This window comes from Paenibacillus sp. FSL H7-0357, assembly GCF_000758525.1.
Lineage (GTDB): Bacteria > Bacillota > Bacilli > Paenibacillales > Paenibacillaceae > Paenibacillus_AQ.
Map to the genome: position 1 here is coordinate 2,495,042 of NZ_CP009241.1, position 14,277 is coordinate 2,509,318.

At 51.1% G+C, this 14,277-nt stretch carries 13 protein-coding genes and 1 pseudogene; 11 read left to right on the forward strand and 3 right to left on the reverse strand.

What is annotated here, in order from left to right; all coding sequences use genetic code 11:
• Positions 1 to 10: 10 nt before the first annotated feature.
• From accD to pyk, 3 genes and pseudogenes are all read left to right on the forward strand, one after another.
• A pseudogene (accD, locus tag H70357_RS35820) lies at positions 11 to 895 on the forward strand (acetyl-CoA carboxylase, carboxyltransferase subunit beta); the annotation flags it as partial.
• A gap of 9 nt (positions 896 to 904) precedes the next feature.
• The gene (locus tag H70357_RS35825) at positions 905 to 1,906 is read left to right on the forward strand and encodes an acetyl-CoA carboxylase carboxyltransferase subunit alpha (RefSeq protein WP_038599218.1); all 1,002 of its coding nucleotides are present in this window, start codon (positions 905 to 907) and stop codon (positions 1,904 to 1,906) included.
• Between the two features lie 331 nt (positions 1,907 to 2,237).
• Positions 2,238 to 3,662: a pyruvate kinase gene (gene pyk, locus H70357_RS10720; RefSeq protein WP_038588922.1), complete on the forward strand. Its 1,425-nt coding sequence runs from the start codon at positions 2,238 to 2,240 to the stop codon at positions 3,660 to 3,662.
• A gap of 132 nt (positions 3,663 to 3,794) precedes the next feature.
• On the opposite strand, the gene H70357_RS10725 is transcribed toward pyk, so the two are convergent.
• The gene (locus H70357_RS10725) at positions 3,795 to 4,538 is read right to left on the reverse strand and encodes a G1 family glutamic endopeptidase (RefSeq protein WP_038588925.1); all 744 of its coding nucleotides are present in this window, start codon (positions 4,536 to 4,538) and stop codon (positions 3,795 to 3,797) included.
• Between the two features lie 101 nt (positions 4,539 to 4,639).
• Here H70357_RS10725 and H70357_RS10730 point away from each other — a divergent pair, with 101 nt between their 5' ends.
• Genes H70357_RS10730 through H70357_RS10740 form a run of 3 tightly spaced genes read left to right on the forward strand, consistent with a single transcriptional unit; the run spans position 4,640 to position 6,796 of the window.
• Positions 4,640 to 5,821: an MFS transporter gene (locus tag H70357_RS10730; RefSeq protein WP_038588927.1), complete on the forward strand. Its 1,182-nt coding sequence runs from the start codon at positions 4,640 to 4,642 to the stop codon at positions 5,819 to 5,821.
• Between the two features lie 40 nt (positions 5,822 to 5,861).
• Positions 5,862 to 6,401: an acyl-CoA thioesterase gene (locus H70357_RS10735; RefSeq protein WP_038588930.1), complete on the forward strand. Its 540-nt coding sequence runs from the start codon at positions 5,862 to 5,864 to the stop codon at positions 6,399 to 6,401.
• Positions 6,398 to 6,796 (forward strand): FxsA family protein, encoded by a 399-nt coding sequence (locus H70357_RS10740; protein ID WP_038588933.1) that lies wholly within the window; start codon positions 6,398 to 6,400, stop codon positions 6,794 to 6,796. The genes H70357_RS10735 and H70357_RS10740 overlap by 4 nt, the downstream gene beginning before the upstream one ends.
• A gap of 156 nt (positions 6,797 to 6,952) precedes the next feature.
• Here the strand turns inward: H70357_RS10740 and ytvI are convergent, their stop codons facing one another.
• Positions 6,953 to 8,068, reverse strand: a complete 1,116-nt coding sequence (gene ytvI / locus H70357_RS10745) for a sporulation integral membrane protein YtvI (protein WP_038588935.1) — start codon at positions 8,066 to 8,068, stop codon at positions 6,953 to 6,955.
• Positions 8,069 to 8,457: 389 nt separating this feature from the next.
• Here ytvI and H70357_RS10750 point away from each other — a divergent pair, with 389 nt between their 5' ends.
• From H70357_RS10750 to H70357_RS10765, 4 genes are all read left to right on the forward strand, one after another.
• Complete coding sequence (locus tag H70357_RS10750) at positions 8,458 to 9,570, forward strand: citrate/2-methylcitrate synthase (protein WP_038588938.1); 1,113 nt, start codon at positions 8,458 to 8,460, stop codon at positions 9,568 to 9,570.
• A gap of 97 nt (positions 9,571 to 9,667) precedes the next feature.
• Positions 9,668 to 10,963: an NADP-dependent isocitrate dehydrogenase gene (gene icd / locus H70357_RS10755; RefSeq protein WP_038588941.1), complete on the forward strand. Its 1,296-nt coding sequence runs from the start codon at positions 9,668 to 9,670 to the stop codon at positions 10,961 to 10,963.
• Between the two features lie 19 nt (positions 10,964 to 10,982).
• Positions 10,983 to 11,924 (forward strand): malate dehydrogenase, encoded by a 942-nt coding sequence (mdh, locus tag H70357_RS10760; RefSeq protein ID WP_038588943.1) that lies wholly within the window; start codon positions 10,983 to 10,985, stop codon positions 11,922 to 11,924.
• A gap of 122 nt (positions 11,925 to 12,046) precedes the next feature.
• Entirely contained in the window at positions 12,047 to 12,472 is a 426-nt protein-coding gene (locus H70357_RS10765) for a hypothetical protein (RefSeq protein ID WP_038588945.1), read from the forward strand.
• 143 nt (positions 12,473 to 12,615) lie between these two features.
• On the opposite strand, the gene H70357_RS10770 is transcribed toward H70357_RS10765, so the two are convergent.
• Positions 12,616 to 13,041, reverse strand: coding sequence for an NUDIX hydrolase (locus H70357_RS10770; protein ID WP_038588947.1), 426 nt, complete (start codon positions 13,039 to 13,041; stop codon positions 12,616 to 12,618).
• Between the two features lie 255 nt (positions 13,042 to 13,296).
• Here H70357_RS10770 and H70357_RS10775 point away from each other — a divergent pair, with 255 nt between their 5' ends.
• Positions 13,297 to 14,166: an SDR family oxidoreductase gene (locus H70357_RS10775; protein WP_038588950.1), complete on the forward strand. Its 870-nt coding sequence runs from the start codon at positions 13,297 to 13,299 to the stop codon at positions 14,164 to 14,166.
• Positions 14,167 to 14,277 lie beyond the last annotated feature (111 nt).

Genomic DNA, 14,277 nt, shown 5'->3' on the forward strand with positions numbered 1-14,277 from the left:
GGTGCGACCCTTGTTCAAAGATTTATTTCAGAAAAAACGGAAGTACGCGACTATTCCTTCAGAACGTCTGGAGCGGAGCGGCGGACCGGTAGAAGGCGAACGCCCCAAACGGGAGATTCCCGAGGGCTTAATGAGCAAATGCAGCAAATGCGGAACGATCCAGTACAGCAAGGAGCTGGAGAAAAATCTGAAAGTATGCCCTTCGTGCGGTTATCATATGCGGCTAAACGCGTCGGAACGGATCGCAATGATCCTTGATCCGGAAGGCTTTATCGAGTTCGACAGTGAAATGGCATCCGTAGACCCGCTGCAGTTTCCGGGCTATGCCTCCAAGCTGGAACAACAGCAGTCCAAAACTGGACAGGTTGAAGCCGTGCTTACAGGCCAGGGAACCATTGGCGGTCATCCGGTGATTGTTGCCGTGATGAATTTTGAGTTCTTCACCGGCAGTATGGGCTCGGTTGTAGGAGAGAAGATTACCCGGGCTGTAGAAGAAGCTACGGAGAAGAAGCTCCCGATGCTGATCTTTTCGACTTCGGGCGGAGCCCGGATGCAGGAGAGTATTCTCAGTCTGATGCAGATGGCGAAGACAAGCGCAGCGCTGGCCCGGTTTGGCGAAGCGGGAGGACTCTATATCTCTGTCATTACGGACCCGACAACGGGCGGAGTATCCGCCAGCTTTGCCAGTCTTGGCGATATTATTATTGCCGAGCCTGGAGCAGTATTCGGTTTTGCCGGAAGAATCGTCATTGAGCAGACCATTCGGCAGAAGCTTCCGGATGATTTTCAGACTGCTGAATTCAACCTTCAGCATGGTCAGCTTGATCTGGTCGTACACCGCAAGGAATTACGGTCCACGCTAACCAAGCTTTTGGATTTGCACGACGTGAAAGGGGCTTTTAGGTTGGCGGGAGAGTTGCCTTTTGAAATGCCTCTGGTAGAAATGCGCAAGAAGATTGCCGAACTGAAGCAGTTCGGTGAAGAGAAGGGCATTGATTTCAGCGATGAGATCGCCCGGCTTGAGGAACGTTACCGCGTACTTGAGGAAGAGATTTATACCGATATTTCTGCTTCACAGAAGATGCATCTGGCCCGGCATCACGGACGTCCGACTTCGCTTGATCTTATTGGGCTGATCTTTACTGATTTTATTGAGCTGCACGGCGACCGTCTGTACGGCGACGATCTGGCTGTAGTAGGCGGAATCGGCAAGCTCAATGGCGTCCCGGTTACCGTGATCGGCCAGCAGCGCGGCAAGGATACGAAGGAGAACATTCTGCGTTTCTTCGGCAGCGCGCATCCCGAAGGCTTCCGCAAGGCGATACGCCTGATGAAGCAGGCGGAGAAGTTTGGCCGTCCGATCGTTACCTTTGTCGATACCAAAGGGGCTTACCCCGGCAATACGGCGGAGGAGAGAGGCCAGTCCGAAGCGATTGCCAGCAGCCTGTATGAGATGTCTCAGCTTGGCGTGCCGGTCATCTGCATCATCATTGGTGAAGGCGGAAGCGGCGGAGCGTTGGCGATGGCTGTAGGCAACCGTGTTCTGATGCTGGAGCATGCCATCTATTCAGCGATCTCCCCGAACGGAGCGGCGTCCATTCTCTGGAAGGATGCCTCGAAGGCGGAACAAGCCGCAGAAGCGATGAAGATCACCGCCGCAGATCTGCTGGAGATGGAAGTGATTGAGGAAATTGTTCCTGAACCGCGGGGTGGCGCACACCGTGATTACGAGTCTACTGCCGCTGCGCTCAAGGATGCCATATGGCGCCATTTGCAGGAGCTGTCGAGCCTGGATTTTGCGGAACTTAAAGAAGACCGCTACCGCAAATTCCGCAAAATCGGCGAGTTTTCCGAAGCTCAGCTGGAAGCCGTTAACCCGGAAGAAGAAGTGCAGAACGTGGAGTAATACTCCCTGTTTCATTTGCACTTTCAGACATATAGTACTATCAGCAGGTACAAAATATGGACTTGCCTGAATAAACATTTATTACCATTGAAATAATCCTGCGGCATTCGCAGGGTTATTTTTATTTTGCCCTGAAACTTCATGTATTCGACTTAAATTTACAGCAAAAGAAGGCTATAACATTGATTTTGTGTCCAAGTTGCAGTAATATTCATTAGGGCGCAGTAAAAGGTGCATGTGATAAAGTTCCTATACAAACAGAAAGCCTTATAGTAGATTTTGTAGTTGGAAAAAGTGAGACAGAGAGAACGAAAAAACGGAGGAAAACCTAATGCGGAAAAGTAAAATTGTATGTACGATCGGTCCTGCTAGTGAATCGTTGGAGAATATCAAAAAATTGATCTTGGCTGGTATGAATGTGGCCCGTCTGAACTTCTCCCACGGCGATTTTGAAGAGCACGGCAACCGGATCAAGACGATCCGTCAGGCATCTAAAGAACTGGGCAAAACTGTTGCCATCCTGCTCGACACCAAAGGACCGGAGATTCGCACAGGCAAGCTGGAAGTAGAACCGATTGAACTGGTTCAGGACGAGTATCTGACATTGACTACGGAAGAGATCCTTGGCGACCAAAACCGTATCTCCATCACTTACAGCGACCTGCCTAATGATGTTCAAGTAGGCTCGACCATCCTGATCGATGACGGCCTTATCGGACTTACCGTTGTCGACATTCAAGGCACAGAAATCAAGACCCGTATTGTTAACGGCGGTACGATCAAGAGCAAGAAGGGCGTTAACGTACCAGGAGTTGCCATCTCCCTGCCGGGTATTACGGAAAAAGACACCAACGATATCGTTTTTGGGATCGGACAGGACATCGATTTTATCGCCGCTTCCTTCGTTCGCAAAGCTAGCGACGTTCTGGAAATCCGTGCACTGCTTGAGAAGCACAATGCTTCCCATATTCAAATCATCTCCAAAATCGAAAACCAACAAGGTGTTGACAACCTTGATGAAATTTTGGCAGCTTCCGACGGCCTGATGGTTGCCCGCGGCGACCTTGGTGTGGAAATCCCTGCTGAAGATGTGCCTTTGGCTCAAAAGCTGATGATCGAAAAATGTAACATCGCCGGCAAACCGGTAATCACAGCTACCCAAATGCTGGATTCCATGCAGCGCAACCCGCGTCCTACCCGCGCTGAAGCAAGTGACGTAGCGAACGCTATCTTCGACGGAACAGATGCAATCATGCTGTCCGGTGAAACTGCTGCCGGGAAATATCCGGTAGAGTCCGTTCTCACAATGTCCCGCATTGCTGAGAAAGCTGAGTCTGCCCTGAACCACCGTGAAATCTTCATGAAGCAACAAATTGCTCAAGAAACAACGGTTACTGAAGCCATCAGCCAATCCGTAGCGATTTCCGCTCTGGACCTGAACGCTAAAGCTATCATTTCTTCGACTGTAACTGGCCACACTGCACGCGTGGTTTCCAAATACCGTCCTAAATCGCAAATTATTGCCGTGACTACTCAAGAAAGAACTATGCGTCAATTGGCTCTCGTATGGGGCGTAACTCCTGTATTCGGTAAAGAAGCAACGTCGACAGACGAATTGCTGCAAACTGCCCTTAAAGGCGGTAAAGATTCCGGTCTGGTTAAAGCAGGCGATCTTGTTGTAATTACAGCGGGTATCCCACTGGGACGTTCCGGTTCTACAAACCTGGTGAAAGTAGACACCATTCCAGCTGACTAAGCTTAGGAGTCTTCTATAACGCAGATTGTTCTATTCATAAAAAGCAATGGTGGATTCCACCATTGCTTTTTTTGCTTGATATACGAGGGTCAAATGTATATATTGGATTGAGAGTTTCGGGCAAAATAAACACTAGGAACGTATGAGAATGGGGTTTCTTGTGTTAACGAGAGGCGAGCCCTTATGATATACACGTTTAACTACAAAAGTATCTCCGGCGGAGTTGGGGCTTGAAGGGACGGCAACTGCGGTTTTGTTCTGTACCATAATACCTCCATCGGCTGGAGTGAGCTTAGGGCTTTTACCGTTGATCGTGCAGCGGCTGAACCTTGTGGGTGTTACCCGGGCAAGCGCGCCTATAGTTCCGCCGACTTGGGGGGCTTCCATGATCCATTCAGCGGAGGACTGTGGGCCTGTGTAATGCTGTATAGTGCGGAAAATCCAATTCTTACTGAGATTCCGCAGGGTTATGCGCCATTTGCCGCGGCTGATCTTGGCGATCGTTGCCCGCATACGGTCTCCGGGAGAGACCGGGAGAGGAATAACCGTTTCCATTGCCGGCAGTATTTCCCACCAGGGATAGTAGCGGACGATTCCATTTATAGATTCATGTGCGGTGCCGGTCTGAATCAGATTGCTGTTTTTGAAGCCGTCGATTCCAATCCAGGCCGAGGAATAGCTGGCTTTGGAAGTGGGCTTGACATAGGGGACAACCCACTCGCCGGAGATCCTCCGGAAGGCTCCTTTTTTGCCTGTGATGGCATATCCGCTCCAGTTGCTGGAGGTCCAGCCGAAGCCTGTGCTTTGAGCTCTTCCCTTATTGGTTTTGTCCGTGAGACAAGGCCGACCGCGCTTTAATTTATAAACTGTGCTCACTTGTTCACCGCCTCTATTAGGTTCTGCTCTATCTAATGCGGCGAAGTCTTGCAAAGGTTGGGTATTCTGTTAAAAAGGATTGGAGAGGAAATATAGCACAAATGGAAAAACTACTGAAGCTGCGCGGCTTTTATCTCTTCCTGGGACTTGCCGGCGGCTCGTTTGGTTCTTATCTGACGCTGTTGCTGAAGTATAACGGAATGGATGTCAGCCAAATTGGTATGATGATGGCGGTAGGAACACTTATTGCCATATGTATTCAGCCTGTATGGGGTCTTATCTCCGACAGGTATAACCAGGCGCGTCTTGTACTTATTCTAAGTGTGGCTGTGCCGGCGGTGCTGGCCGTATTCTACCGTTCGGAATATTTCATCGTTCTTCTGCTGGTATACACGGTGTCCACGATCTTCTCGTCCACACAGGCCCCTATCGCCGATTCTTACGCCATTGCAGCGGCGAACAGAGCCGGATCCACCTACGGCAGCATCCGGCTGATGATGAGCATAGGAGCGGCTGTAGGGGCCTATGCCGGTGGGCAGTATGTTGAGAGATTTTCAGTCTCTACGATATGGCTCCCGTTCCTGCTCTTAAATTCAGTTGCCGTCATTTTTGCCCTGACTCTGCCCAGACAGGCGGAAGAGAATCATATGATGAGCCAATCGCTGGCTCAAGGGGTCAAAAAATTGCTCGGCAACCGCATCTTCCTGGCTTTTCTGGGCGGCAGCTTTTTGGTGAACCAGACGATGACAGCTTTCGGCACTTATTTTGTGGTTGCCTTCCAATCTGTCGGCGGCTCCACCGGGTATGCCGGAATTGCGCTTTTCCTAGCCTCTGTGACCAACGTACCCTCCATGCTGTATGCCTCGAAAGTCATCCGTAAGCTGGGACGCGAGCGTACGCTGCTGCTGGGTGCACTGATCTATGTGCTGCGCTGGGGGATTCAGGTAGCCTTTCCCCATCCTTCGGTGATGATCGGCGTGCAGGTGCTGCACGGTCTGTCATTCGGGCTCTTTTATATTGCTGCTGTTGAATATGTGTCGCAGATTACCTCATCCGAAATGCAGGCAACAGGCCAAAGTGTCTTCAATATCGTATTTTCCGGTTTTGCGGGAATTCTGGGCAATTTGCTGAATGGATTTCTGCTTAGTCAGGGCGGTGTCGGGCTGATGAATGTGTCTTGCATGATAAGTTCTGCCGTCGGGGCGGTACTGCTCTTCTATGTAGCCAGAAGCTCAAGGAGCAGCGTTCCGAAGACGATGTCCTCGGGCGGAGTTGGCGTCTAGCTGCCGCTTCCGCAAGTTAATACAGAAAGGAGCATATGTTATGGAATCACGTAATCGGGTGCTTTCCAGCCGCTGGCACAGCACTGCTTTCCGCGTGCGTTACCAGGAAACCGATCAAATGGGTGTGGTGTACCACGCCAATTACTTAAGCTGGTTCGAGAGCGGGCGCACCGAGATGTTCCGCGAGCTCGGCTTCGCCTACCGTTCGCTGGAGAACATGGGAGTGCTTCTTCCTGTGACTGCGGCAGATTTGCAATTTAAAAGTCCGGCGCGATATGATGATCTTATCGCCGTGTATGCGCGGCTTAAGGTTTTTTCAGCTTTGAGAGTTGTGTATGAATATGAGGTGCGCCGGATTGAGGAGGATGGGAAAAGTGGCGGCGAAGGTTCTGCGGAACACGGAGAGCTTTCAGCGCTGACTGCTGCCCAGACTCTTCCGGGAGAACTTCTGGTTAGCGGTTCTACCAGTCATGTCTGGCTGAACAAGGACTGGAAGCCGGTAAGACTGGATCGGGCGCTGCCGGAGCTGTATCAAGCGATAACCGGGGCGCTCAGGGAAGAAGAAGGAGGAGCAGTATGATCAGGAACAAATGGCTGTGGGCTGCCTTGTTTATTATCCCGGCCGTGGAATTATTCGGGTTCATCTATGTCGCTGGTTATCTTGGAGCGCCCAAAACGCTGCTGCTCATTCTGGCTACTTCAGTGATCGGACTGCTCATGATGCGGTTCGAAGGCAAAAAGGTACTGCAGGACAGCAAAATACAAATGCAGGAAGGCAAAGTGCCGGGACGGACGATGCTGGACGGCTTGTGTATTTTTTTCGGCGGTCTGCTGCTGATTCTGCCGGGCTTTGTAACGGACATAATCGGCTTTTCTTTGGTGTTTCCGCTGACCCGGCCGCTGTACCGGGTTTTTCTGCTTAGATGGATTGAGAAGAAAATGAAAAATGGCAGCTTCACCTTTTACCGCAGGTAATAGAAACCTGTCTATGCGCTGCTTTGTGTACCAGACGAATAGCATGAACCTAGGAAACTAAACAGAGCGGAAGCCGTCTACTTGGATGGCTTCCGCTCTGTTTAGTTATAAGGGACTGTTTTACGGTTCCCGCTGTATTCCATACACCTAGTTGGACTAATGCAGACGTCCGCTCACAATATAGCTGTGCAGCGCCCGGAACACACCGGCACGGTGGAAGGCGTCAAGGATGACCAGAATAACAGGACCCAGTAGAAGACCGAGCATGCCGAACAGCTGCAGGCCGGCGAACATGCCAACAAGCAGGGTAAGCGGGTCCAGCCCGATGCTGCTGGCGAGCACCTTGGGCTCAAGCACCTGGCGGGTCACAAGAATGATCCCGTAGAGTACCAGCAATCCGATGGCCAGAGCCAGGTTGCCGGTCATGTAGGAGTACAGCGCCCAAGGGAGCAATACAACACCGACGCCAAGGTAAGGGACCAAATCAACGATGCCGACCGTCAGACCGATGGCAAAGGCGGAGTCTACGCCCAGCAGCAGGAGCCCGATAATGACGATAACCCCGGTAACGGAAATCAGCACTAACTGGGCCCGCAGATAGCCGGACAGCGCTTTGCGCAAATCACTCCAAATCTCAGAGACCGGTCTAAGCAGAGGCGCCGGCAGCAATGAAGTCAATTTTGCATTATGGCGATCCCAGCCGGTGCTGAGGAAAAAGGCGGCCAGCACGATCACAATCAGGATGGTTCCCATGCTTGGCAGCGCGGAAATCAGCTTCAGAATCATATTGAAAAAACCGGTGATCAACTGGGTCATGGCGTGGCCCACGGTTTCGGTAGTCCGGCTGATGTTGCTGTCGATAGTGGCATGATAGTCCGGGTTGTCGTGGTAAAACTGGTTGATTTGGTTAATAATATTCTGAATGCTGGCATTGCGGCCCAGTGACAGCAGCAGCTCGCGCCATTGGTCGGTATGGAGATCTAAGGTCTGCAGCAGCACAATCAGCTCTTTCACCAGCCGGGTAATCAGCGCAGTCAGTACAAGGGCCGTACCTCCGATATAGAACAGCAGCGAGAGCGAGACGGCGAGCCAGCCCGGAAGCTTAAAGCCTTTCAGGATCACCACCAGCGGATGAATGATATAGGCGAGCAGCCAGGCCAAGAGGAGCGGATAGAGCAGCGGAAGCAATACATAGATGGCGAACATCAGCCCTGCAGCGGCGAGAACGACCCAAAGGCCGCGCAGCACTCTTTTTAACACAAGCGTGTCCATCGTTCATCCCTCCACTATTGCTGCTCCCGCAAGAAAATAACTGCTCGTCTTATGTATATTCATAGATTGATTTTACAGACTATCAAAAGTCATAAAGCACAAAAACAGGGCAGACTCTATAACCTGAAAGCGCAATCATGAAACAGGAAGATCGGAAGTTTTTTTCTATCTCTCCGATAAAATCATTTGATGCGTGTCAAAGCTTCCACGTTGTTCACATAACCGTCAAAATCCGGTATGATTATTAAAGGTTCTACACTGAAAGTTGGTTGCAATCTTTAAGGATGTCTTATCGCCTTCTTTTTATGTTTTTAAACCTTTAAAATGTAAATGTTTTCACGATGTTAGAAATGGCTTTTATACCCTTGTTCGCAAAGGAGAGATATACTATGACAGCTACTAAAGGCCTGGAAGGCATCGTCGCCACGACTTCCTCAATCAGCTCGATTGTGGATGGCGTCCTCACTTACCGCGGATTTGATATTGACGATCTTGCGGAGAATGCCACCTTTGAAGAAACCGCTTATTTGCTGTGGTTTGGCAATCTGCCTACTACGCCTGAGCTGCAGGCTCTGCGACGTGATCTCAGCGCATTTGCACCGATTCCGGAGCAGGTCATTGCACAAATGAAGCTGTATCCCAAAGAAGCGAACACGATGGCTGCCCTGCGCTCCGCTGTATCAAGTCTCGCGCTCTATGATGAAGCGGCGGATGACATGAGCCGTGAAGCGAATGAAATCAAAGCAGTGAAGCTTCAGGCGCAGATTCCGACCATAGTGGCTGCGCTGGCACGTATCCGCAAAGGTCTGGAGCCCATTGCACCCAAAGAAGGCTTGTCCATCGCAGAGAATTTTCTCTATATGCTATGGGGCAAACAGCCGGATGTCGTATCCGTCAAGGCGCTGGATGCTGCACTGGTGCTGCATGCAGACCATGAGCTGAATGCCTCCACATTTGCCGGCCGTGTGACTGTGGCTACTCTCTCCGATATATATTCCGGTGTGACGTCTGCGATTGGTGCCCTTAAGGGTCCGCTGCATGGCGGAGCGAATGAGGCCGTAATGAAGATGCTGGAGGAGATCGGCAGTCTGGATGCAGTGGAGCCCTATATTCGCGGGAAGCTGGAGCGCCGTGAGAAAATTATGGGCTTCGGACACCGTGTCTATAAGAATGGGGATCCGCGTGCCAAACATCTGATGAAGATGTCCCACGAGCTGGGCACCATGAAGAATGACACTACACTCTACGATATGTCCGTCAAGATTGAGGAGCTGATCACCGGGCAGAAGGGACTGAAGCCAAACGTGGATTTCTACTCGGCTTCGGTATACACACAGCTTGGCATTGAGCGGGAGTTGTTCACGCCGATTTTTGCCATCAGCCGCGCTTCGGGATGGACAGCGCATATTCTGGAGCAATATGTAGACAACCGCATCATCCGCCCGCGTGCTGAATACACTGGGATGTCCGAACAGAAATACGTTCCCGTTGACGAGAGATAAAGGCGGCCCTTGCGGGCCGCTCCACCCCTCTAGTAGAATGAATGTACGCAAGTGACTAACCAAACTAAACTAAACTTTTTAGGAGGATTCCCCACAAATGTTGAAACTAGAAAAATACGATCTGCCGACAGAAGGCGAACAAATCACGATTGAAGACGGCAAACTGGTGGTTCCGAATCATCCGATTATTCCTTTTATTGAGGGTGACGGCACTGGCCGCGACATTTGGAAAGCTTCCAAACGGGTGCTTGATGAGGCTGTTGCCAAAGCTTACGGCGGTACAAAAAAAATTGCCTGGTATGAAGTATTTGCCGGCGAAAAGGCCTTCAATACATATGGTGAATGGCTGCCTAATGATACGCTGGAAGCCATTCGTGAATATATTGTAGCTATTAAAGGCCCGCTTACCACTCCAATCGGCGGCGGAATCCGTTCTTTGAATGTGGCGTTGCGCCAGGAACTGGACCTGTATGTATGTTTGCGTCCAGTGCGTTATTTCGATGGCGTGCCTTCACCGGTGAAACATCCGGAGCTGGTGGACATGGTTATTTTCCGTGAGAATACAGAAGACATTTATGCGGGTATCGAGTACCAGGAAGGCTCCGAGGCTGTCAAGAAAGTGATTGAATTCCTGCAGAAGGAAATGGGTGTGAACAAAATCCGCTTCCCGGAAACATCCGGTATCGGCATCAAGCCAGTGTCTTCCGAAGGTTCGAAGCGCCTCGTGCGCGCTGCAGTTGAATATGCGATCAAGCATGGACGGAAGAGCGTAACGCTTGTGCATAAGGGCAATATCATGAAATTTACCGAAGGTGCGTTTAAGAACTGGGGTTACGAAGTGGCTGAGCAGGAGTTCGGCGACCAAGTATTTACCTGGAACCAATATGATGTCATCAAGGAACGTGATGGTGAAGCTGCGGCCAACGCTGCCCAGAAGGAAGCGGAAGCTGCCGGCAAAATCATCATCAAGGATGCCATTGCCGACATCGCTCTGCAGCAGGTATTGACCCGTCCGACCGATTTCGACGTGATTGCTACGCTGAACTTGAACGGTGACTACTTGTCCGACGCGCTTGCTGCTCAAATCGGCGGCATCGGCATCGCTCCGGGAGCGAACATCAACTATTTAACAGGGCATGCTATCTTTGAAGCAACACATGGTACGGCTCCGAAATATGCTGATAAGGACGTTGTGAACCCGGGTTCGGTCATTCTTTCCGGAGTAATGCTGCTGGAGCATTTGGGCTGGCAGGAAGCGGCTGACCTTATCTACAAAGGAATGAGTACCGCGATCAACAACAAAACGGTGACTTATGATTTTGCCCGTCAAATGGAAGGCGCAACAGAGCTGAAATGCTCCGCGTTTGCTGACGAAATTATCAATAATCTGTAGTCTTGTAGGAGGATATCTCTTGGCCATCAAACGTTATAAAATTACAGTCGTGGGTGCCGGCTTCACCGGCGCTACCACGGCGCTTATGCTTGCCCAGAAGGAACTCGGCAACGTGGTGCTGCTGGATATTCCGCAGCTCGAGAACCCGACCAAAGGCAAGGCGCTGGACATGCTGGAAGCCGGCCCTGTGCAGAAGTTCGACAGCCAGATTACGGGAACCTCAAGCTATGAGGATGCAGCGGATTCGGATATCGTGATTATTACGGCAGGCATCGCCCGCAAGCCGGGCATGAGCCGCGATGATCTGGTGAATACCAATGCAGGAATTGTGAAATCGGTCTGCGAAAATGTGAAACGTGTCGCTCCGGAATCCATCGTAATTATATTGAGCAATCCGGTAGATGCGATGACTTATGTGGCTTACAATGCACTGGGCTTCCCCAAAAACCGGGTAATCGGACAATCCGGCGTGCTGGATACGGCCCGCTACTGTACTTTTATCGCCCAAGAGCTTAACGTTTCGGTTGAAGATGTACGCGGCTTTGTGCTGGGTGGACATGGCGATGATATGGTACCGCTCGTACGCTACTCCAGCGTGGGCGGCATTCCGATTGATACGCTGATTTCCGCAGAGCGTATTGCCGAGATTGTACAGCGTACACGAGTCGGCGGCGGCGAGATTGTCAGCCTGCTCGGCAACGGCAGCGCTTATTATGCGCCAGCGGCTTCCTTGGTCCAGATGACTGAAGCGATCCTGAAGGACAAGAAGCGGATTATCCCGGTAATCGCTCTGCTTGAAGGTGAATACGGCTATGATGGGCTGTTCATGGGCATTCCGGCGCTGCTGGGTGCGGACGGTATTGAGAAGGTATATGAACTGGAGCTTACGGCAGAGGAGAAAACGGCTTTGGATAAGTCGGCAGATTCGGTACGTGCCGTTACTTCGTTAGTTACGATCTGAGCATCAGCCTGCGGGAGCCCTCATTTTAGAAATTAAAATGGGGGTTTTCTTTTCTTCTATTTGTTGGTTAGGTATAATTGAAGTGTAACTAAAATCACTGAAAACATTAGAGGAGGTATGTTATGGGTCACTTTTTGTTTTTTCTACATATGATCGGTACATTGGCGCTGGGCTTTTATCTGGTGCTGCCGTTTGTTCTCGGGCGTGTCCAGAAGCTGAGCGTCCCTGCGAGAGAAGGAACGCTTAGTGCAATCGGCGGCTTCAACCGCTTCGCTCAGTACGGTCTGGTCATCCAACTGCTGACTGGCGGCTATATGATGACGAAGGGTGAATATTCGGTGCCATGGATGATCGTGGTTGTTGTTCTGCTGCTTGCGATGTTTGCACTCGGCGGCATCATCAGCAAACCATTGCGTCTTGCCGCAGCCGGCATGCGCGAGAACCGTGACGTATCCGCAGAGACAGGCAAAATCCGTACCTTAAGCCTGCTGCTCATGGTGGCGCTGGTGCTGATGGTGTTTTTCATGGTGTACAACAGTATTATTTAAGACTTCCTTCATAGAAAGACTACAGAAAGCCCGCCTCCGGAATGGCATGGAGAGCGGGCTTTTGGGTGCAGACATTACTTCGGGACAAGTCTATCGGGTACCACCCCGCCATGCCGCTGCCACAGATTGTAGCATACAACGCTTTACAGCAGTTCGTTCAGGGAGAAAACATGGCTTTTCTCAAATTCAGCGAGGATTCCCGCCGGAAGCAGGCGTTGAAGCTCGAGCCGGGTACACCATTTATAATCCGAATGCTCTACGGACAGATGTACCGCATGGTCTGTGCTCCGGCACAAATAGGTGATAATGACAAGCTGCCTTGCCGGATCGGTTAGAAACGAGGTTGCATACAGCAGATTGCCGACAGTAACCGCAAGTCCGGTCTCCTCATAAATCTCCCTTTCCAGAGCCGCCTCCAGGTCTTCTCCGAATTCTATTTTTCCGCCCGCACATTCCCAGGTGCCCGCTCCGACAGAATCTCTTGCCGCACGCCGAACAAGCAGAATCCGGCCTCCATGTACAATAACTCCTTTGACAGCAACGATGATGCTGCGTGTGTGTTTGACCATATTGCGTGCTCTCCCCTCTGCGCAGAGTCTGCATAAATCTGCAACTCCATTGCTGGATTAGTGCTTTCTCTCTAAAGTATATCGTCTTCCCCGGCAAAAACGACTGACATTTTAGTTTGACCGCGCCCAAGGTGTGGTAAGTAACATAACGTAAAGCAAATGAAGAGATGATCTGCAGGTGCATAAACCAGGCACCCTGAGCCAACCCTAAAACGATGAGTAACCAACAGGTACACAGCGAAAGGAGAATGGATCATGCCAGACAACACGCAAACCAAAAAAACATTACCTCCGCAGGTGCAGGACCGCCAGCCCGGAATTGAAAGTGAAATGAATCCGCTGCCGGAATTCGAGACCTCAGCCTATAAGGCGGCGGGCAAGCTGCTGGGCAAGGCGGCTCTGATTACAGGAGGAGACAGCGGTATTGGCCGGGCGGTTGCCGTTCATTTTGCCAAGGAGGGTGCGGATGTCGTTATTTCCTACCTCAATGAGCATTCCGATGCCGAAGAGACTAAACGCCAGGTGGAGCAAGAGGGGCGGAAGTGCGTTCTGATTGCCGGCGATATCGGCGTGGAGGCGTTCTGCCAGGATCTGATCAATAAGACGGTGGAAGGACTCGGCAAGCTGGATATCCTGATTAATAATGCGGCCGAGCAGCATCCGCAGGAGAAGATTGAGGATATTACCTCTGAGCAGCTGGAGCGGACGTTCCGCACGAATATTTTTTCGATGTTCTATTTGACCAAGGCAGCCATGCCCCACCTGAAAAAAGGGTCCACGATTATCAACACAACTTCGATCACAGCATACCGGGGCAGCCCGCAGCTGCTGGACTATTCGTCCACCAAAGGTGCGATTCTCAGCTTTACCCGTTCGCTGTCGATGAATCTGGCGGACAAAGGCATCCGGGTAAATGCCGTAGCGCCGGGACCGATTTGGACACCGCTTATTCCGTCGACCTTTGACGCGAAGAAAGTCAGTGAATTCGGCGGCACGCAGCCAATGAAACGCCCGGGACAACCGGAGGAACTCGCTCCGGCCTATGTGTATCTGGCTTCCGATGATTCATCTTATGTAAGCGGACAGGTAATGCATGTGAATGGCGGCGAGGTCGTAAACGGCTAAACGCGGTTGCTGATTTCACTGCTATGAATAATTAGAGTCTGGAGCGGACCCTTGGGTTCCGCTCTTTTTGATGCAGGCCTCTTTTAAAGGATGGCTCTTCAAGGAATAATA